Source organism: Paraburkholderia sp. USG1, from assembly GCF_031570135.1.
In the GTDB taxonomy this organism is placed as follows: Bacteria; Pseudomonadota; Gammaproteobacteria; order Burkholderiales; family Burkholderiaceae; genus Paraburkholderia; species Paraburkholderia dioscoreae.
The window spans coordinates 1-18,395 of the sequence record NZ_JAMWXW010000055.1 but is presented as its reverse complement, the minus strand read 5'-3'; the positions used below and the strand labels follow the sequence as shown (position 1 = coordinate 18,395).

Genomic DNA, 18,395 nt, shown 5'->3' with positions numbered 1-18,395 from the left:
ATGCGGATCAGTCTTTCAGACTATCGAGCAGATGTTTCTTGAGTTTGCCGAGGCGCTGATGGGTACGCGATTTTTCATCGAGGCTCAAGCCGCCGAACAGTTCGACCACCCATTGCTCGTGCGCGACCGCCATCTTGTCGAACGCCTTGTGGCCTGCCGGCGTCAGGCACACGCTGATCGAGCGGCGGTCGTTCGGATCGGTGTCGCGCGACACCAGTCCTTCTTTTTCGAGCTGATCCGTAATGCCGGTGACGTTGCCGCCCGTCACCATCAAGCGGCGCGATAGCTCGGTCATCTTCAGACCTTCCGGATGACGCTCCAACTGCGCCATCAGATCGAAACGCGGCAACGTGGTGTCGAATTCGTTGCGCAAGCGCTTGCGCAATTCGGCTTGCACGAGGTTGGTCGTGGTCAGCATGCGCAACCACAGACGCAAACCCATATGACTATCCGCGCCCGTGCTCATTTCGAGGTCCACGACGTTCTCCGCGGGTTTGGCGACGCCTTTGCGCGGCGGTTTCGTTTCAGCCGCTACCGCAGGCTTCTTGATGTTCGATGACTTGGTCACATGACTTCTCCACCAGAGATGGAAATGGATTGCCCCGTGACGGCGTCCGAGCCGGGCTGGCACAGCCAGAGCACCGCATTGGCGACCTGGTCCGGACTCACGAAGCGATGTTGCGGATTCGAGCGAAGCAAGGTTTCGCGCGCCTGCTGTTCGGTGCGCGAAGTCTTGCTGGTGATCTGTTCAAGCGATGCGTGCAGCAGTTCCGTCTCCGTATAACCGGGACAAACCGCGTTGACCGTGACGCCTTTGGTCGCCACTTCCAGCGCGAGCGAGCGCGTGAGGCCGATCACGCCGTGTTTCGCGGCGCAATAGGCGGCGACGTATGCGTAGCCGATTTGTCCCGCCGTGCTCGCCACGTTGACGATGCGGCCATGACCGCGTTCGAGCATGCCGGGCAACACCGCGCGCGTGCCGAGAAAGACACCGGTGAGGTTGACGTCCAGCATGCGCTGCCAGAGCGCCAGGTCCGTATGCGTGAACGGTGCGGCTTGCGCCTGGCCCGCGTTGTTGATGAGGATGTCGACCGCGCCGGCCTCGCGGAACGCGCTCTCGACGGAGTCTTCCTGCGTGACGTCGACGCTGATGCGAGCCACGTCACCCAGCGCCAGGCATTTCTCGCGCTGCGCGTCGAGCCGCTCCGCGTTGCGGCCCATCAAGGTGACGCGCGCGCCGGCGCGTAGCAGCGCCTGCGCGACCGCCGCGCCGATGCCACTACCGCCGCCGGTGACCACCGCGTGCTGTCCCGTGAGCGTTGAATGGAATGTGTTCACGTGGTTCCTTCGGCGCGTTGCGCGCGTTCCTGCGGCGACAGACCGGCGTTCGCGGCAGCCTGGGTGCGCTCGCGTTCGAGATTCCGTTCGAGTTGAGACTTCGCTGCGGTGTAGGGCTTCGGCCAGGTCACGTCGAAATAGCCGATTTTCGCGGCTTCGTTCAACGTCCACGCAGGGTTCGCCAGATGCGGGCGGGCAATTGCGCACAGATCCGCGCGGCCTGCCGCGATGATGCTGTTCACGTGGTCCGCTTCGGAGATCGCGCCCACCGCGATCGTCGCGATGCCTGCTTCGTTGCGAACACGGTCGGCGAACGGCGTCTGGAACATGCGGCCGTATACCGGTTTTTCATCCTTGCTGACCTGGCCCGACGACACGTCGATCATGTCGGCGCCGGCCGCTTTGAAGGCTCGGGCGATCTGGACCGCGTTGTCGGGTGTCGTGCCGCCTTCTACCCAGTCGTTCGCGGAGATGCGCACGGAAATCGGCTTGTCTTGCGGCCAGACCGCGCGAATTGCCTTGAAGACCTGCAACGGGTAACGCAGATGATTTTCCAGCGAGCCGCCATATTCGTCAGTGCGATGATTGGTCAGCGGCGACAGAAAGCTCGACAGGAAATAACCGTGTGCGCAATGCAGTTCGAGCCAGTCGAAACCCGCTTCGGCCGACATCTGCGTGGCGCGGACGAATTGCGCCTCGATTTCCCGCAGCTCGTCTTGCGTGGCTTCGTGCGAATGCTGGCTGACGCCGCGCAGATATTGTTGCGGCGACGCCGAGACGAGCGGCCAGTTGCCTTCCGTGAGCGGTTGATCGATGCCTTCCCACGCGACGCGTGTCGAACCTTTCGCACCGGAATGGCCGAGCTGAATGCCGATCTTCGCATCCGACTGACGATGCACGAGATCCACAATGCGCTTCCAGGCGCTGAGATGCTCGGGCGCATACATGCCGGGGCATGCGGGCGTGATACGCGCTTCAGGCGAGACGCAGGTCATCTCGGTCATGACGAGTGCCGCGCCGCCCATTGCGCGTGCGCCGAGATGCATCAGGTGATAGTCGCCGGCAACGCCGTCGACGGCCGAGTATTGCGCCATAGGCGACACCACCACGCGGTTTTTCAGCGTGACGCCACGCAAAGTGAAAGGCGTGAACATCGGCGGGACGGAATGCTTTTCCGGCGCGCGATCGACCCCGGAGCGCCGGGCGAGCCAGTCTTCGAAACCGGACAGATAGGTTGCGTCGCGCTCGCGCAGATTCTCGTGAGAGATGCGCTGCGAACGCGTGAGCAGCGAATACGCGAACTGTTCCGGCTCGAACGACGTGTAGCGGTCCACGTGCTCGAACCATTCCGTCGAATTGCGCGCGGCATTCTGAATACGCAATACGTCGATGCTGCGTACGTCGGTGTAGTGCTTGAGCGCTGCGGCGAGATCGCCGGGATGCGCGCCGATGCTGTTGGCGAGTTCGATCGAATCTTCGAGGGCGAGTTTGGTGCCGGAGCCGATGGAGAAGTGGGCCGTATGCGCGGCGTCGCCCATGAGGACGACGGGCGTGCGCGTGCCGTCCGCGTTGTCGCGCCAATGCACCCATTCCTCGTTGACGACACGTGGGAAGCGAATCCATTGCGACGAGCCGCGCAAATGCGCTGCGTTCGAGAGCAAGGCGTTGCCGTCCAGATACTTCGCGAACAGCTTCTCGCAGAAGGCGATGCTGTCTTCCTTGCTCATTTCGTCGAGGCCGGCGGCGCGCCACACGCGCTCCGGTGTTTCGACGATGAAGGTGGAAGTCTGATCGTCGAAACGATAGGCATGCGCCTGGAACCAGCCGAATTCGGTTTCTTCGAAGGCGAAGGTGAAGGCGTCGAAAAGTTTTCTGGTGCCGAGCCACACGAAGCGGCAATCGCGCATGTCGACAGCGGGGCGATAGGTGTGCGCGTACTTCTGGCGGATCGCGCTGTTCGCGCCGTCGCAGGCAATGATGAGGTCGGCTTCGTAAGCGCTGTCGTCCGTGACCTGGGTTTCGAAAACCAGCTTCACACCCAGTTCTTCGCAGCGTGCCTGCAGGATATTCAACAGACGCTTGCGGCCGATGCCGCAAAAGCCGTGGCCCGACGAACGGATTTGCCGGCCACGGAAATTGATCTCGATGTCGTCCCAGTGATTGAAAGCGTCGAGGATCGCATCGGCGCTGGGGGCGTCGGCGGTGCGCAGATTGCCGAGCGTCTGGTCGGAGAATACGACGCCCCAGCCGAAGGTGTCGTAGGGGCGGTTGCGCTCGATTACCGTGACGTCGTAGGCCGGGTTCCGGCTCTTCATCAACAGACCGAAGTACAACCCGGCCGGCCCGCCGCCAATACAAACGATGCGCATGCTTGTTCCCCATATGTGGACGCCGCTGTGTGAGATTAATTTAGGCCTAGATAGTTTAGATGTCAAGTAAATGGAGATGTAGATGCACGAGGGAGGCGGGGTAATGATCCGAAGGAATAACGTCCGTCACGCGAGGCGCCCCGAACTTCCGTAACGCGCCCAAGCCCTTTGGTTCCACGCACGTCCTTGCTCTGTATCAGGGAATGTACTGATTAGAGTACTTGTGTATACAGAAGTATTCTGAAAACCAGACTTCGATAGCGTAATGCAATGTCCACCACGCGTCGGGGCTCCCCGATCGGATACCGCGGGAGTTTCCGCGTGCTGACATGGACAGCTTGCGTGCCTGCTTGCTCTGCAACATGTCTACGAGAGGAGTGACTCAATGGCGGACTATGACGTGATCGTGGTAGGGGCCGGCAATGCCGCGCTGGCGGCGGCAGTGTCGGCGCGCGAAAACGGCGCCGCACGCGTCGTCGTGCTGGAGAAGGCGCCGCGCGCGATGCGTGGCGGCAACACCCATTGGAGCGGTGGTGTGTTGCGCTTCGCGTTCGAAGATCCGCGCGAAATCGGCCCGCTGGTACCCGGCGTCGAGAAAGAATTCGAAGATTTCTACGCGGGCATTCAGCCCTACACCCGGGACGACTTTCACGGCGATCTGATGCGTGTGACGAGCGGTCAGACGGACCCGGTGCTGTCGCGCGTGCTCGTGGACAACTCGAAAGAGACCGTGTTCTGGATGCACGAAACGGGTCAGATCAAGATGGAACCGGCCGTCAGCCTGACGGGTGTTCGCAAGGGCAATCAGATCATCTGGGCGCGTGGGCTCGTGGTTCGCGCGGAACATGAAGGCGTCGGGCTGTCGCGCAGCTGGTTTGCGACGGTCGAGCGGATGGGTATCGAAGTGCGCTATGGCGCCGCCGTGATGGCACTCCTGCAGGACGAAACGGGGCGCGTCTGCGGCGTACGCATTCGTGACGACGAAGGCATGCGCGAACTGCACAGTCACGCCGTCGTGCTCGGCTGCGGCGGCTTCGAAGCGAACGTGCAGATGCGCACGCAGCATATCGGTCCGCTCGTGGGCGGTGCGAAGGTGCGCGGCACGCCGCACAACCAGGGCGACGGACTGCGCATGGCAATGGACATCGGCGCCATGCCGTGGGGGCAGTGGAGCGGCTGTCACGCAACGCCGATCAGCGCCGACTGGGGCAATTTCGCGCCGCGCGAAATGACGGACCGCAGCAACCGGCTGAGCTACCTGTACGGCGTCATGATCAACCGCAAGGGCAATCGCTTCGTCGACGAAGGTGAGGACGGCGCGATGTTCACCTACGCGAAGTACGGCCGCGCGATTCTCGCCGAACCGGGCGCGAAGGCCTATCAGTTGTTCGATTCGAAGACGGTCCATCTGCTCGAACCGCGTTATTCGACGAGTGATCCGTTACAGGCCGACACGCTCGAAGCGCTGGTCGAACAGCTCGATATCGACGACAAGCCGCGCGCGCTGAAAACCCTGCAGGAATACAACGCTGCGGCGCACGAAGTATCCGACGGTTTCGATCCGACCGGCAAGGACGGCCTCGGCACGCAAGGGCTCGGTGTGGACAAGACGAACTGGGCGCTGAAACTCGATGCGCCGCCGTTCTACGCCTACACGGCGACGGGCGGCATCACGTTCACCTTCGGCGGCGTCAAGGTCGACGAACAGGCGCGCGTGATCGGTACGGACTGGCGTCCGATCCCCGGCCTGACGGCCTGCGGCGAGATGGTCGGCGGCCTTTTCTACGACAACTATCCGGCCGGCACGGGCCTGGTTTCGGGCGCGACCTTCGGGCGGATCGCAGGCCGCACGTCAGCGCGTACCTAGCGCGCAGCGGACACTCCGCAGCGAACGAACAGGGGAATGGAATGAACATGACATCACATACGGCCTCTGACATCCCCGACGAACGCGACATGCCGATCACGCTGCGTCTTGCGCATCGCATTCACGCGTTCGGTGCGGAGCACATCACGCCGCGCGCATTGGCGGTGGCGCGCACGGCATTCATCGATACGATTGGCGTCACGCTCGCCGGTTCGGCGGAGCCATGCGTGCGCATTCTGCTGGACACGCCGGGCGTCGCTGAAGCACCTGGCAAGTGTTCGGTATTCGGCACGGCCCGCAAGACGTCCGCGCTCGACGCCGCACTCGTGAACGGCACCGCCTCGCATGCGCTCGATTACGATGATTTCAGCCAGCCGATGGGCGGACACCAGTCCGTGCCGTTGATCTCGCCGCTGCTCGCGCTCGCGGAAGAGCGGCGACTGGGCGGCGAAGCGGTCATCGCGGCCTACGTGATCGGCATTGAAACGGAGATCCGCCTCGCCCGCGCGGTCAATTACCATCATTACGACAAGGGCTGGCATCCGACTTCGACGCTCGGCGTGTTCGGCGCTGCCGCCGCTGCCAGCCATCTGCTCAAACTCGACGTGGACAAAACCGCCACGGCGCTTGCGATCGCGGCGTCGCTGGCAGCGGGGTTGAAGGCGAACTTCGGCACGATGGTCAAGCCATTGCATGTCGGCCATTGCTGCCGCAACGGCCTGCTTGCCGTGCTGCTCGCGGAACGCGGCTTCAGCGCGAATCTCACGGCCCTTGAGCACAAACAGGGCTTCTTCAACGCGTTCAACGGTCCAGGCACCTACGACGCCACGCGGATTTTCGAAGACTGGTGTGCGCCGCTCGAAATCGAAAGTCCGACAATGGGCCTCAAGCAGTTTCCCTGCTGCGGCAGCACGCATCCGGCGATCGCGATGGCGCTGGCGTTGGTTCGCGAAGACGGCGTAAAGGCCGACGACATCGAAGCGATTCATATCCAGCCGCATGCCCGCCGCCTGCCGCATACGAACAATCCCGATCCGCAGACCTCGCTCAACGCGAAATTCAGCGTGCAGTACGCGGTTGCACGAGCGTTGCTGGACGGTGTGGTGCGTCTCGAGCATTTCGAAGGTGACGCACATCGCGATCCGCGCATCCGGCGTCTGCTTGCGATCACGCGCACAGACCCGCATCCCGGCATGCCGGAAGATTCGCCGCTTCAGTTCGGCGCCGAAGTAACGGTGACGATGCGCGATGGCCGCGTGCTGTCACGCCGCGTCGACGATCTGATCGGCCGTGGCGGCGATCATCCGATGTCGGGCGAAGAACTGTGGGAGAAGTTTTCCGATTGCAGCAAGCGCGCGATCGGCTCCTCGGAAGCGCTGGCGCTTTATGAAAGGCTCGAATCGCTGGAAGCTGTGACGGACGTCAGCCAGCTCGCGCGGTTGATGACCAGGCGCACGTTGCCCGGCGGCGCTGAAGCCGAGCGCGACCTGAAGGTGGTGGCGGCGCCTCGCAATACCCTCGTGGAAACGTCGTGGGTGCCGTGACGGACGCGCAGTAACGTTTGTATCGCAGCACGAAGCAGGACCGCGGGTGACATTAAAACTACGGATGGAGACAAACATGCTGAACGCTTTCTTTGCGTTTGAGATAGCAGGTGCGGTTCGTAGTGGTCGCGAATGGGTCGCGGCGCGGGAGGTGTCCCGTGAATGACGAACTGATTGCCGCGCGGATCGACCGCTTGCCGGTGTCGCGTTTTCACCGGCGTTTGTTGCTTCTCGTCAGCTTGCCGTTTTTCTTCGATATCAGCGACATCTTCACCTTTTCGTATGCTGCGCCCGCGCTCGTCAAGGAATGGGGACTCACGATGTCGAGCATTGCAATGCTGACGTCGGCGGGCTTTTTCGGCATGTTTCTCGGCGCGACGCTGGGCGGCATGCTGTCGGACAAGATCGGCCGCAAGCGCGCGTTGATCTGCTACGTCATCGCCTATTCGGTGTTTTCGCTCGCCAACGCGCTCGCACCCGACATTCCAATGCTGATGATCACGCGCGTGCTGACCGGCGTCGGCATTTCGTCGGCGACGGCGGTCGTGATGGCGTACATCGCCGAACTCTTTCCCGCAAAAACGCGCGGTACGTGGCAGAGCTGGGCGATGGTCATTGCGCTGATGGGCATTCCGATCACGAGTTGGGTCGCGCGATTGGTGGTGCCGTCCGGCCCCGATGGATGGCGCTGGATTTTCGTGTGGGGTGCGCTCGGCATCGTGTTCCTGGTTTTCACCAAGCATTTCCCGGAATCGCCGCGCTGGCTCGCGCGGCAGGGCCGCATGGAAGAAGCGGACCGCACGCTGAGCCTGATCGAAGCCGAGGTCGTGCGCACAACCGGTCCATTGCCCGAGGCGGTCGCCATTAACCGGCCGGCTGAAGTGCGCGCGCCCTGGACGTCGATGTTCAAAGGCCAGTACATTGGCCGCACGATGACGCTGTGGGCGATCTGGATCTTCCAGACGCTCGGCTTTTACGGCTTCCAGGCGTGGGTGCCGACGCTTCTCGTCCAGCACGGCATCACGATCGTTCACAGCCTCACCTACATCACGCTGATCAACATCGGCGCGGTGCCTGGCGCATTGATCGCCGTATTTCTCGCCGACCGTTTCGAACGCAAGTTCAGCATCGCGGGGGCGGCCGCGCTGATCGCCGTGTTCGGGCTGCTGTACGGGCTGAGCTTCCAGCCGGTGCTGATCGTGTCGTTCGGGTTTCTGGTCGGCATGCTGATCCAGACCTTCGCCGCGCTGTGCTATGCGTATACGCCGGAACAGTATCCGACCGATATCCGCAATACCGGCGCGGGCTTCGCGTATGGGATGGGGCGGCTGGCGAACGTCGGCAACTCGTTCATCGTCGCGGGGATCTTCATGAACTTCGGTTATGTGTGGGTCTTCGTGTATATCGCAGGCGCATGGCTCGCGACTGCCGCCGTTACGCTGCTGTTCGGCGCGCGAACGACGGGACGCCGGCTCGAATCGATCAACCCCGTGCTCGCGCAAGCGGCGGACAACCCGCTCGATGCGCCGATCCTCCGGCCGGGAGATCGTTGATGATTTCCGATTCAGCTTCAGACAAGGACGCGCGACTCATGACGACAGCCCGTTCGCTCACAGCCGGCGAAACGCCGATCGCCCGCATGCTGGCGGAATTCGCCTGGGCGCTGGAACCGTCGGCATTGCCCGATGAACTTCGGCGCAAGGCGACGCATCACATCACGGACGCAATCGGTCTCGCGTTCGCGTCTCATCATTTTCCGTTTGCCGCGCCGGCGCTGCGCGGTTTCGAAGCGGCCGGCTCGCGCGGCGATGCCACCGTGATCGGCGCTTCGCTGACGCTCGCGCCGCGCGATGCCGCGCTCGCGAACGGCTTCCTGATTCACGGCCTGGATTTCGACGACACGCATCCGCTCAGCATCGTGCATCCGACGGTCGCCTGCCTGCCGGCGGCGCTCGCCGTGGGCGAAGCGGTCGACGCGGATTGGGATACGTTGCTCGCCGCTTACGTCGCCGGCATGGAGACGGCGATCCGGATCGGCGCAGCCGTGAAGGGCGGCTTTCATCACGCGGGTTTTCACGCGACCGGAATCGTCTCTCACTTCAGCTCGACGATCGTCGCCGGAAAGCTGATGGGACTCGACGTCGCGCAACTGATCGCCGCGCAGGGCATCGCGGCCAGCACCGCGTCGGGCGTGCAGGTGTTTCTGGAGGAGGGCGCGTGGACCAAGCGCATGCATCCGGGCTGGGGTGCGCTCGCGGGCATCACTGCGGCCCATCTTGCGCAGAACGGCTTTGCCGGACCGTCACGGCCTTATGAAGGCCGTTTCGGGTTGTTCGATTCGCACTTGCAGCAGCACGCGGCCGACGTGGATAGCGGGTCGATAGGCGCCGGGCTGGGTGAACATTGGGCCATGCTCGGTACGGCGATCAAACCGTATCCCGTGTGTCATTTCATTCACGGTTGTGCGGAAGCCGCGCTGTTGCTGCAACCGGGTTTATCGAACGCCGCCGATATCGACGAAGTGATCTGCATGCTGCCCGCGCCGACCATGCCGATCGTCGCCGAACCGGCCGCGTCGAAGATCCTGCCGCGCAGCGACTATGAAGCGAAGTTCAGTACTCAGTTCGTTGTCGCGGCGTGCCTGCTGCGCGGCCGTTTTGGTCTCGCTGAACTGGAAGCCGGGAGTCTCGCGGATCCGCGGATTCTTCAACTGGCGAGCAAGGTGCGCTGCGTTGTCGATCCGGATACGGAATTCCCGAAGTATTTCTCGGGGCGTGTGACGGTTCGGCTCAACGATGGCAGCGAGCGGAGCGAATACGTGCCGGTCAATCTCGGCAGTGGCGCTCGCGTGCTCGACGAAAATGCGATTGCTGCAAAGTTTCGCGGAACCGCCGGGTTGCGTCTGTCGCCGGATAGAGTGGATGCGCTGCTCGAGGTGCTGCTCGCGCCGGGGCGGCGCAAGGTGCGATCGTTGACGCGTCTTTTGCGCGACGCGTGAGCCGACCGCCAGTCAGCGCCCGGCCTTGTGCTCAGACGCGGGCGCCTGAACGCGCCGCGGCGCTCGCGTCCGCTTCGGCGCCGAATAGCATCTGCAAACGGAGTTCGGTGGCCGCGGCGACGTGCTGATGCGCGGCGCGCTCCGCACCGTCGGCGTCGTGCTTCGCAATGCACGCGACAATCTCCTTGTTCTCCTTCAGCCCGCTTTTGATTCTCCCCGGCATGGAATAGGTCGTCGAGCCGAGCAGGCCAAGTGCGTCGATCAGCACGTTCGAGGTTTTGTACAGATACTCGTTATGTGCGGCCGCAACGATGATTTCGTGCAGCCGCCGATTCAGCGACGCTACCTCGTCAGCGCTCTTCGCGCGTTCGAGTTGCCCGATAACCTGCTGCATCGAGAGGATCTCGATCGGCGAAGCCTGTTCCGCCGCGAAGCGGGCCGCCGCGCCGACCAGCACCTTGCGCATCGCGTACAGTTCCATCACCTGTTTCGGCGACAGTTGCACGACGACGAAACCGCGGGGCGACGCGAAGCGCACGACACCCTCGGCTTCGAGCCGTTTCAGGGCTTCACGAACCGGCGTGCGGCTCACGGCGAGACGTTCGGCGATATCGGTTTCGCGCAGCCGGTCGCCGGACGCGAGATGGCGGTCGCGAATCTCCTGACGCAATTGTGCGTACACGTATTGCGCCAGCGAGCCTTGCCCGAAATCCGTTGTCAGTTCGGCGTCGCCGATCGTTGCACTGGATTTTTCACTCACAGATCTAACCTTCGATGTCATTGTGTCCGGAACGGTTTGCCGTAAGGCCCGCCATACGGCAGACGGTACGACAAGTATAGTCGGCAGCGACGGCGCTCAGCGCAGACACGCCATCAGCGCGCGTACGCTCAGAAGCCGCGGTGGCTGCGTGACCGACTTCAGCGTGTGATCCGCGCGCTCGTGACCGAGCGTGCTTTCCAGCAGGCTACGCGTCTTCTTCGTTACCGCTTCGGCGTCGACCGGGCGGCTCCAGCTTCCGGGCGGGGCGTCGCAGCGTGAGGTCACGGTGCGGCCGTCCTTCAGATGCACCGTGATCTCTACGTGCATCTTGTCCAGCGCGCCGGAAATGCCCGGGTCGGCAGACAGTGTGAAGCGATTGAGCAGCGCCTGCGCGTCTTCGGCGAAACGACGGCTGTTGGTGAACGACGCCGGGTCGACCTTACCGTCGAGCAACGCAATCGTCGCCGTGTATTGCCACGAGAATTTGCCGTCGAGTCCGGTTTCCGGAAACGGCCTGTCGATGTACGGCATTGCCGGCGCATGCAATTCGATTCGCGTTATGTCGTCTGCGTGGAATGTGGCGGACGCATCGATTTGTGCGCGGACGTCGAGCGCGGCTGCGATGCCGAAATGTGTCGCGAATTGCGACGGGAACAGCTTCCACGACGGACCCGGCACCAGCGCACGGCCCACGCCGAGCGGCGCCAGCAGCGGTTCAGTTGTGAAACGTTCGCCGAAGTAGGCATGGCCCCAGCCGCGCGGGCCGCCGAGCGCGTCGGGGTTCGCGGTAAAACCGCGACGCGCGAGTAGCGCGGCTTCGAGACCATGTGCGGCGGCGTCGCCGCAATGCAGCGCTTTCGTTTGTGAGCCGATGTTGGCCATCACTCCGCTACTGCGCGACGCAGCGATGCAAAGCGCCGTCGTCGCGGACAACGTGTCGAGCCCGAGCAGATCGGCGCATGCGAGCGCGGTCGCCAACGGCCCGACAACGCCCGGCGGATGCAGGCTCAACTGGGCCGGCTCGATCTGCGCCGAGGATAACCGCAGCCGCCCCTGCGCTTCGATACCTTTCGCGAACGCGCGCAGCAGCGCCTCGCCCTGTGGTTCACCTGACGTATGTTCCCGTTGCTCGGCCAGTGCGAGTAGCGCCGGAAGCAGCGGCGACACCGCATGATTGGGTGGATTCCACATCGGTTCGTAATCGAGCACGTGCATCGACATGCCGTTGATGCGCGCAGCGATTGGCGGTGGCGCGCTAAACCCGTGGCCAATGACGGTGGCCGGCCCGCTGCATTCGGATTGTTCTTGCGACAACTGCGCCACGTGCGTCGGTCCCGGCTCCGACGCGCCGGCCGCGGCCACTGCGACGCCGTCCATCAGCAGCAACTGGCAGCGCTCGATTAACGCCGGATCGTCCGCAGACCAGCCGAGGATGAGTTCCGTGAATTCGCGCGCAAGATTGGTCATGACGTCACGCCTCCATAAGTCCTGATGTCGCTGCGGCTGACGAGGCGGCACCAACTGTCGCGACACCCCGGTGGTGGCTAAAAGCGCTGGCGTTATACAGTTTTTTATATTGAGTACGAGTGTATACCAATGTACTCTAGCGCGTAAAACGGTTTTCGGATCCGGGTTTTCGGCGCGCGGAGTTCTTTCCGCGGCTTTCCGCGGCGGCGCCGTCCTGACATGCAATGGAGAATTGATTTGAAAGCGATACGCATCGTTAACTATGGCGGCCCGGAAGTCCTGTTGCGGCAGGACTTCCCCATTCCTGCGCCCGGTCCCGCTGATGTGCTGATCAAGGTGGCCTTCGCCGGCATCAACTTCATGGATGTTCACACACGCCAGGGCAAGTACGCGAAGTCCACGACCTATCCGGTACGTTTGCCGGTCACGCTTGGCATGGAAGGAGCAGGTGAAGTCGTAGCGGTCGGTCGGGAGGTGACGTCGTTCGTGCCGGGCGATCGGGTCGCGTGGTGTATTGCATGGGGCAGTTATGCCGAGTTCGCGGTCGTGCCGGCGGCCCGCGTCGCGAGAATCCCGGATGCAGTCGGCTTCGATCTCGCAGCCGCCGCGATCTTCCAGGGATCGACGGCGCACTACCTCTGCCACGACGTCGGTCAACTTGCGTCGGAACGCACCTGCCTGATTCACGCGGCGTCCGGCAGCATTGGCCAGTTGCTCGTCCAGATGGGCAAGCGCGCGGGAGCGACGATTTTCGCCACGGCGAGTTCGGAGCAGAAAGCCGAGGTCGTGCGTCGGCTTGGCGCTGACCATGTGGTGCTCTACGACAACGGGCGCTTTGCCGATGCCGTACGTGAAGCAACCGGCGGAAAGGGCGTTGACGTGGTCTTCGATCCGGTGGGAAAGGTGACGCTACGCGACAGTTTTCGGGCGACGCGAACGCGTGGGCTCGTCGTGAACTACGGGTCTGTGTCCGGTTCGCTGAACGACCTCGATCCGATCGAACTAGGCGAATCCGGTTCGCTGTATCTGACGCGGCCGCGGCTGGCGGATCATCTTGCCGATGCGCAATCCGTCCAGCGCCGTGCCGACGATGTGTTCACGGCTCTGCTCGACGGCTCGCTATCGGTTTCGATCCAAGGTTCTTACTCGCTCGATAACGTCGAAGACGCGCACGCGGCCCTCGAGGAGCGGCGTCAGATCGGAAAGGCCGTGCTCGATCTGGGGAAGCCGTTAAAGAAGGACTATGTGTTGCCTTCAGACAGCGCATAGCGAGAAGCAGGAAACGCCACCCGGATCAATCCGCCAGCATTTCGTCATCCCTACTATCTCCGTTACAGAGTGCCGCGACGCGCACACGGTTACGGCCTTCGCGCTTCGAGCGGTAGAGCGCCTCATCGGCGCGTTGCAGGATTGTGTCGAGCGTGTCGTCGGCGAGGCTGCCGGTAGCGATGCCGACGCTCAGTGTCGGCTGGACCGCAAGCGCAACGAGCGCGCCAGTCGCATTCGCGAACGCGACGCGGATCCGTTCGGCGAGCGCAAGGGCTTCGTCGCCGCCGGTGTGCGGCAGCATCGCGACGAATTCGTCGCCGCCATAGCGCGCAAGCGTGTCGCCGGTGCGCAGGTCGTCGCGCGCGGTGGTCGCGAATAGCCGCAGCACATCGTCGCCCATCGTATGGCCATGTGTGTCGTTGATTGCCTTGAAGTGGTCGAGATCGATCACGATGAGCGACACGAGGCCCAACATCGTGTCGTCGTGTCGCGCCATGCCGCGAGCGGCTGCCACCCGCTCATACGACAGGCGCAGGCCGCCGCGATTCAACGCACCCGTCAAGGGATCGCGCTGCGCATGGTCGAACAGCAACTGGTGGCTGCGTTCGGCGGCCATCAGCAGCAACGTGAAGCCGCGCAGCGTGATGAACACCTCGCCAGTCGCAGCCATCCACTGGTAGATCGGCGTGGGGGAAGAAAACAGGGTCGTGCCGCCGATCGCACCCCGTGTGGCCATCGCTGCACGCACCGAAAACAGCAAGGCGGTCGCACCGAAGCATCCGGCGAGCAGCCACGCGGACTTGAGCCGATGCCGCCGTGCCAGCCGCACTCCTTCGACGACGATCGCCGCGTCGAATAGCGCGAAGAGCACGGATTCGAATGCGATACGCTCGCGGAAGTCGCCCGGCGCGGACCAGAACGTGAAGAGCAGCACCTGCGACGCAGCAATGCACACTATCAGCCACCAGGGCAGTGGCGGTCGCTGCGCGAAGGCACGCACGGACACGAGCAGCAACAGAAACGCGGCTACCGTCACCACGTTCGCCAATTGCACGGTCACGAAATCAGGCGCCGTGCCGCGCAGCGCGACGCCGAGCGTTCCCAATCCCAGCAGCACATTGCTGAGGCCCCACCATGCCGGCCAGCGCTCAAACCGTTGTGTACCGTAGGCGACCAGCTGCAGCGCGCCGAGTACGAGACAGGCGACTGCAGTGACAACGTAAAGTGTCCGGATATCGAGAATCACCTTGCTACCCCAGGTAACGGAAATGCGCCGGTAGCGCCGGCTACAGCGGCGTTACGCTCCGCGATGCTAGCAGCAATCCTCAGATGTTACGCATGCAATGCAGTTGCTCATTGCCCGGCCGCAAGTCGATAACGGCGCTCCAAGGCTAAGGCGCGCCGACGCGCGCCTGTTTGCCCAACACTTCGTCGCATATGGCGAGCCACGCACGCGCGGCGTGTGACATGTAGCGATCCGGGGACCAGATGTGCGTGAGCGTCCAGTCGAGCGCGGGCTCCGTTACCCGCGCGATCGCGAGATTGCCGACGTCGAGGCGCGCCAGAAACGGTTCGGGCAGGAAGGTGGTGCCGAGCCCCGCTGCCGCCATCGCCGCAAGAAAGTCCCAGTGTCCGCTTCTGGCCACCACGTGCGGCTCGATGCCGGCCTCCTGAAATGCCGCGTGAAGGCGCCGGGTCAACGCAAATCCGTCGTCCAGCAGGATCAGCGGCTGATCCTTCAGCGCGGCGAGCTTCACGGTGCGGCGTCCCGCCCACGGCACCTCGCGCGGTCCCACGGCCCAGATCGTGCAGCGCGCAATCACGCGGGTCGCGAGCTGCTCCTGGCTGCTTCCCGGCAATAGCACGGTTGCGCCTACTTCCAGTTCACCCGCGATCACTTTCTGTTCGAGCAACTGCCCGCCGTGTTCGGCGAGCCGCAGTTCGAGCTTCGGGTAGCGTTGCTGAAAGGCCCTGACGGCGGCCGGGAAGAACAGGTTGCCCATTGGCGGCATGCCCACGGTGAGCTGGCCGCGACCGAGCTGCGCAACGTCGGCGACCTCTGTTTGCAGTTCGCGAATCACGGAGAGTGCCTGCAAGCCGCGCTCGTAGACCACACGCCCCACATCGGTGAGCTGCACCTGCCTGCCGTCTCGGATCAGAAGCGGTTGACCGACTTCGTCTTCGAGCTGCCGCACCATCTTGCTGATTGTCGACTGGGTGACAAAGACAGCGGCCGCCGCCTGGGTGAAGCTGCCCAGCTGGACGGTTTCCACAAAGTAGCGCAATGCGCGGATATCGATCGGCATGTCCGTACCACGAGGTCATGAAAAAAACGACTGGAATTCATGACATTAAATCACGTTATGCATCGATGAATCTTCATTAAACTTGATGACATATAGAGCCGGATAGGCGTCATTCATCGAACGGAATGGCGTCGTGTCGGCATAAAGTCCCGTATCAAAGGAGGCGGAAGTGTTTGAGGAGCGGATTCGCCTGTCGCAGCTTCGCGACAGGATTGTGACGGCAGAGGAGGCCGCATCGCTGATTCACGACGGCATGACCGTCGGCATGAGCGGCTTTGGTGCCGCCGGCGACTGCAAGGCAGTCCCTCTCGCGCTGGCTGCGCGCGCCCGCGAGCAGTCGTTACGGATCACGCTGATGACAGGCGCATCGGTGGGATACGAGGTCGACGGGGTGCTCGCCGATGCGGGTGCAATTTCCCGGCGCATGCCTTTTCAGTCGGACAAATCCCTGCGCAACCAGATCAACGCCGGCGAGGCCATGTTCATGGACCTCCACCTGTCGGAGATGGCGGAGCAACTGCGAGACGGATTCCTCGGACCCGTCGACGTCGCCGTGATCGAAGCCGTGGCGGTTGGCGAGGCCGGTATCGTGCCGACCATGTCGGTCGGCAATTCGGCGGTGTTCGCCGCGCTCGCGAAGCAGGTTATCGTCGAGATCAACCTGGATATGCCGCTCGAGCTCGAAGGGCTGCACGACGTCTATCTGCCGCTGTCACGTCCCGCCCGGGAGCCTATCCCGCTCACGAACGCGGCGCAAAGAATCGGCCTTCCGTATATTCCTCTGGACCCCAGAAAGATTGCTGCGATCGTCGTCACGCGCAAGGGCGACAGCCCCAACAAGGTTCTGCCGCCGGATGCCGACACCACGCAGATTGCCGGGCATCTGAGCAGCTTTTTCTCGCACGAGGTTCGCGCGGGTCGGCTGGGTTCCTCGTTGCAGCCGCTTCAGGCCGGCGTCGGCTCGATCGCGAACGCGGTATTGCATGGGCTCGTCGATTCAGGTTTTAGCGGCCTGCGCATGTATTCAGAGGTGCTTCAGGACGGAGCAATCGAGTTGCTCGATGCCGGGTGTGTCGACTTCGCGTGTGCGTCTGCGATCATGCTGTCGAGTGAATATCAGACACGCTTTTTCGAGGGGCTGGCGCGCTACCGGTCACGCGTCCTGCTGCGGCCGCAGGAGATCAGCAATCATCCGGAAGTCATTCGCCGGCTGGGCGTCATTGCGGTGAACACCGCGCTCGAATGCGATATCTATGGCAACGTGAACTCGACGCATGTTGGCGGCACGCACATGATGAACGGCATTGGGGGCTCCGGCGACTTTGCACGCAATGCGTACCTCTCTGTGTTCGTGACGAAATCGCTGGCGAAGAATGGCGATATTTCGAGCATCGTGCCGATGGTGTCGCACGTCGACCATATCGGACAGGATGTCGACGTGATCGTCACCGAGCACGGCTTGGCCGACTTGCGCGGACTGGCGCCGCGCGAACGCGCGCAGCGGATCATCATGCATTGCGCGGACCCGCTGTACCGCGACGCGCTGCGCGATTACGTGGCAAAGGCGGGTGCGCGCGGCGGACAGACGCCCCATCTGATCGAAGAAGCACTCGCGTGGCACGCGCATTATCGTGAGCGCCACAGCATGCGAGATATTCAGACGTCGCCTCCGGCTTCGCCGCGCATCCCCGAGCCTGCCTGACAGCGAGCGGCGGAGCCGGGTTCTACTGCTTCCGGCATGGCGCAGAACATCGTGCAGTTGGTGCTCGGTGTTCTTGCATACGTGGCGGCTGCCCATAGCGACCTTGCGCCCCGCCATCCCGACGACGCGGCGCCTGCCGCGCATCGGGCGCGCTACGAATACCTCGCGCTCATCTTGAAAGGCTGGAGCACCGAACTTTCGATCGACGTGACGAGCCTCGGCGTGCAGGCTCATGCCGCACGGGCTTCATCGAGGAAACGGGCGCCGTGCAGTTCTGCCGCGACGCGCGCATCCTGCCGATTTACTAGAGCATAACGGCCGTTAGGCTAACGATCTGGTCGGCCGCAATACGCTGCACGACGGCGGGACGGCCGCGCAAGCGCTCATGCCGAGCGGCCGGCAGATGGCGCGCGCAATGCTGTGGCGTCGGCGCGGCCGATGCAGACCGATCCGAAGTTCCACGGCGCGTAGCGCGCGACAGCGCGGTTTTGCGCGGAACATGTGCTGTCGCAGGCGGCGGCGCTCGAAGCGGCGATCGTCAGCGTGGAGAGTGCAAAGGGCGTGTCGGCGCTGTCAGAAGATCGGTCCTGGTGCGGTGAGCGTGTCTGGGACGTTGTGTAATTGAGGAGGATGTGAGTGAAAATTCTTGTGCCAGTCAAAAGAGTAGTCGATTACAACGTGAAAGTCCGGGTGAAGTCGGACGGCACGGGCGTCGACATCGCGAACGTGAAGATGTCGATGAATCCGTTCGATGAAATCGCGGTTGAAGAAGCGG

At 63.1% G+C, this 18,395-nt stretch carries 13 protein-coding genes and 2 pseudogenes; 8 read left to right on the top strand and 7 right to left on the bottom strand.

Annotation, left to right across the window (positions count from 1 at the left end):
* Positions 1-7: 7 nt before the first annotated feature.
* From NE850_RS38560 to NE850_RS38550, 3 genes are read right to left on the bottom strand one after another with little or no spacing between them, the layout of a single operon-like run.
* Positions 8-568, bottom strand: a complete 561-nt coding sequence (locus NE850_RS38560; protein WP_310700338.1) for a MarR family transcriptional regulator — start codon at positions 566-568, stop codon at positions 8-10.
* Entirely contained in the window at positions 565-1,338 is a 774-nt protein-coding gene (locus NE850_RS38555; protein WP_007178467.1) for an SDR family NAD(P)-dependent oxidoreductase, read from the bottom strand. Before NE850_RS38555 ends, NE850_RS38560 begins: the two co-directional genes overlap by 4 nt.
* Positions 1,335-3,707: a bifunctional salicylyl-CoA 5-hydroxylase/oxidoreductase gene (locus tag NE850_RS38550; protein ID WP_007178466.1), complete on the bottom strand. Its 2,373-nt coding sequence runs from the start codon at positions 3,705-3,707 to the stop codon at positions 1,335-1,337. Before NE850_RS38550 ends, NE850_RS38555 begins: the two co-directional genes overlap by 4 nt.
* Positions 3,708-4,092: 385 nt before the next feature.
* Here NE850_RS38550 and tcuA point away from each other — a divergent pair, with 385 nt between their 5' ends.
* From tcuA to NE850_RS38530, 4 genes are all read left to right on the top strand, one after another.
* Positions 4,093-5,574, top strand: a complete 1,482-nt coding sequence (tcuA, locus tag NE850_RS38545) for an FAD-dependent tricarballylate dehydrogenase TcuA (protein WP_011492937.1) — start codon at positions 4,093-4,095, stop codon at positions 5,572-5,574.
* Positions 5,575-5,621: 47 nt separating this feature from the next.
* Positions 5,622-7,118 carry an MmgE/PrpD family protein gene (locus NE850_RS38540; RefSeq protein WP_232064404.1) on the top strand — a complete coding sequence of 499 codons (1,497 nt, stop codon included), beginning with the start codon at positions 5,622-5,624 and terminating at the stop codon, positions 7,116-7,118.
* A gap of 158 nt (positions 7,119-7,276) precedes the next feature.
* Complete coding sequence (locus tag NE850_RS38535; RefSeq protein ID WP_011492935.1) at positions 7,277-8,671, top strand: MFS transporter; 1,395 nt, start codon at positions 7,277-7,279, stop codon at positions 8,669-8,671.
* A 38-nt stretch (positions 8,672-8,709) separates the two neighbouring features.
* A complete protein-coding gene (locus NE850_RS38530; RefSeq protein ID WP_007178462.1) occupies positions 8,710-10,116 on the top strand; it encodes an MmgE/PrpD family protein in 1,407 nt (468 codons plus the stop codon).
* 31 nt (positions 10,117-10,147) lie between these two features.
* Here the strand turns inward: NE850_RS38530 and NE850_RS38525 are convergent, their stop codons facing one another.
* Entirely contained in the window at positions 10,148-10,876 is a 729-nt protein-coding gene (locus tag NE850_RS38525; RefSeq protein WP_007178461.1) for a GntR family transcriptional regulator, read from the bottom strand.
* Positions 10,877-10,972: 96 nt separating this feature from the next.
* Entirely contained in the window at positions 10,973-12,343 is a 1,371-nt protein-coding gene (locus tag NE850_RS38520; protein WP_310700334.1) for an MmgE/PrpD family protein, read from the bottom strand.
* 219 nt (positions 12,344-12,562) lie between these two features.
* On the opposite strand from NE850_RS38520, the gene NE850_RS38515 reads away from it, so the two are divergent.
* A complete protein-coding gene (locus NE850_RS38515; protein ID WP_007178459.1) occupies positions 12,563-13,612 on the top strand; it encodes a quinone oxidoreductase in 1,050 nt (349 codons plus the stop codon).
* A 25-nt stretch (positions 13,613-13,637) separates the two neighbouring features.
* Here NE850_RS38515 and NE850_RS38510 read toward each other — a convergent pair whose 3' ends face one another.
* Entirely contained in the window at positions 13,638-14,858 is a 1,221-nt protein-coding gene (locus tag NE850_RS38510; RefSeq protein ID WP_310700332.1) for a GGDEF domain-containing protein, read from the bottom strand.
* A gap of 145 nt (positions 14,859-15,003) precedes the next feature.
* On the bottom strand, positions 15,004-15,918 hold the full coding sequence (locus tag NE850_RS38505; RefSeq protein WP_007178457.1) for a LysR family transcriptional regulator: 915 nt from the start codon (positions 15,916-15,918) through the stop codon (positions 15,004-15,006).
* A gap of 169 nt (positions 15,919-16,087) precedes the next feature.
* Here NE850_RS38505 and NE850_RS38500 point away from each other — a divergent pair, with 169 nt between their 5' ends.
* The 3 genes and pseudogenes from NE850_RS38500 to NE850_RS38490 all read left to right on the top strand — a co-directional run.
* Positions 16,088-17,620: a succinate CoA transferase gene (locus tag NE850_RS38500; RefSeq protein ID WP_310700331.1), complete on the top strand. Its 1,533-nt coding sequence runs from the start codon at positions 16,088-16,090 to the stop codon at positions 17,618-17,620.
* Between the two features lie 72 nt (positions 17,621-17,692).
* A pseudogene (locus NE850_RS38495) lies at positions 17,693-18,241 on the top strand (acyl-CoA dehydrogenase); the annotation flags it as partial.
* Between the two features lie 15 nt (positions 18,242-18,256).
* Positions 18,257-18,395: pseudogene (locus NE850_RS38490) on the top strand (electron transfer flavoprotein subunit beta/FixA family protein); the annotation flags it as partial.

Bases quoted from the DNA above. Each gene is read 5' to 3' on its own strand.
- NE850_RS38550 (WP_007178466.1), bottom strand. From the start codon at position 3,707: ATGCGCATCGTTTGTATTGGCGGCGGGCCGGCCGGGTTGTACTTCGGT.
- tcuA (WP_011492937.1), top strand. From the start codon at position 4,093: ATGGCGGACTATGACGTGATCGTGGTAGGGGCCGGCAATGCCGCGCTG.
- NE850_RS38540 (WP_232064404.1), top strand. From the start codon at position 5,622: ATGACATCACATACGGCCTCTGACATCCCCGACGAACGCGACATGCCG.
- NE850_RS38530 (WP_007178462.1), top strand. From the start codon at position 8,710: ATGACGACAGCCCGTTCGCTCACAGCCGGCGAAACGCCGATCGCCCGC.
- NE850_RS38520 (WP_310700334.1), bottom strand. From the start codon at position 12,343: ATGACCAATCTTGCGCGCGAATTCACGGAACTCATCCTCGGCTGGTCT.
- NE850_RS38515 (WP_007178459.1), top strand. From the start codon at position 12,563: ATGCAATGGAGAATTGATTTGAAAGCGATACGCATCGTTAACTATGGC.
- NE850_RS38505 (WP_007178457.1), bottom strand. From the start codon at position 15,918: ATGCCGATCGATATCCGCGCATTGCGCTACTTTGTGGAAACCGTCCAG.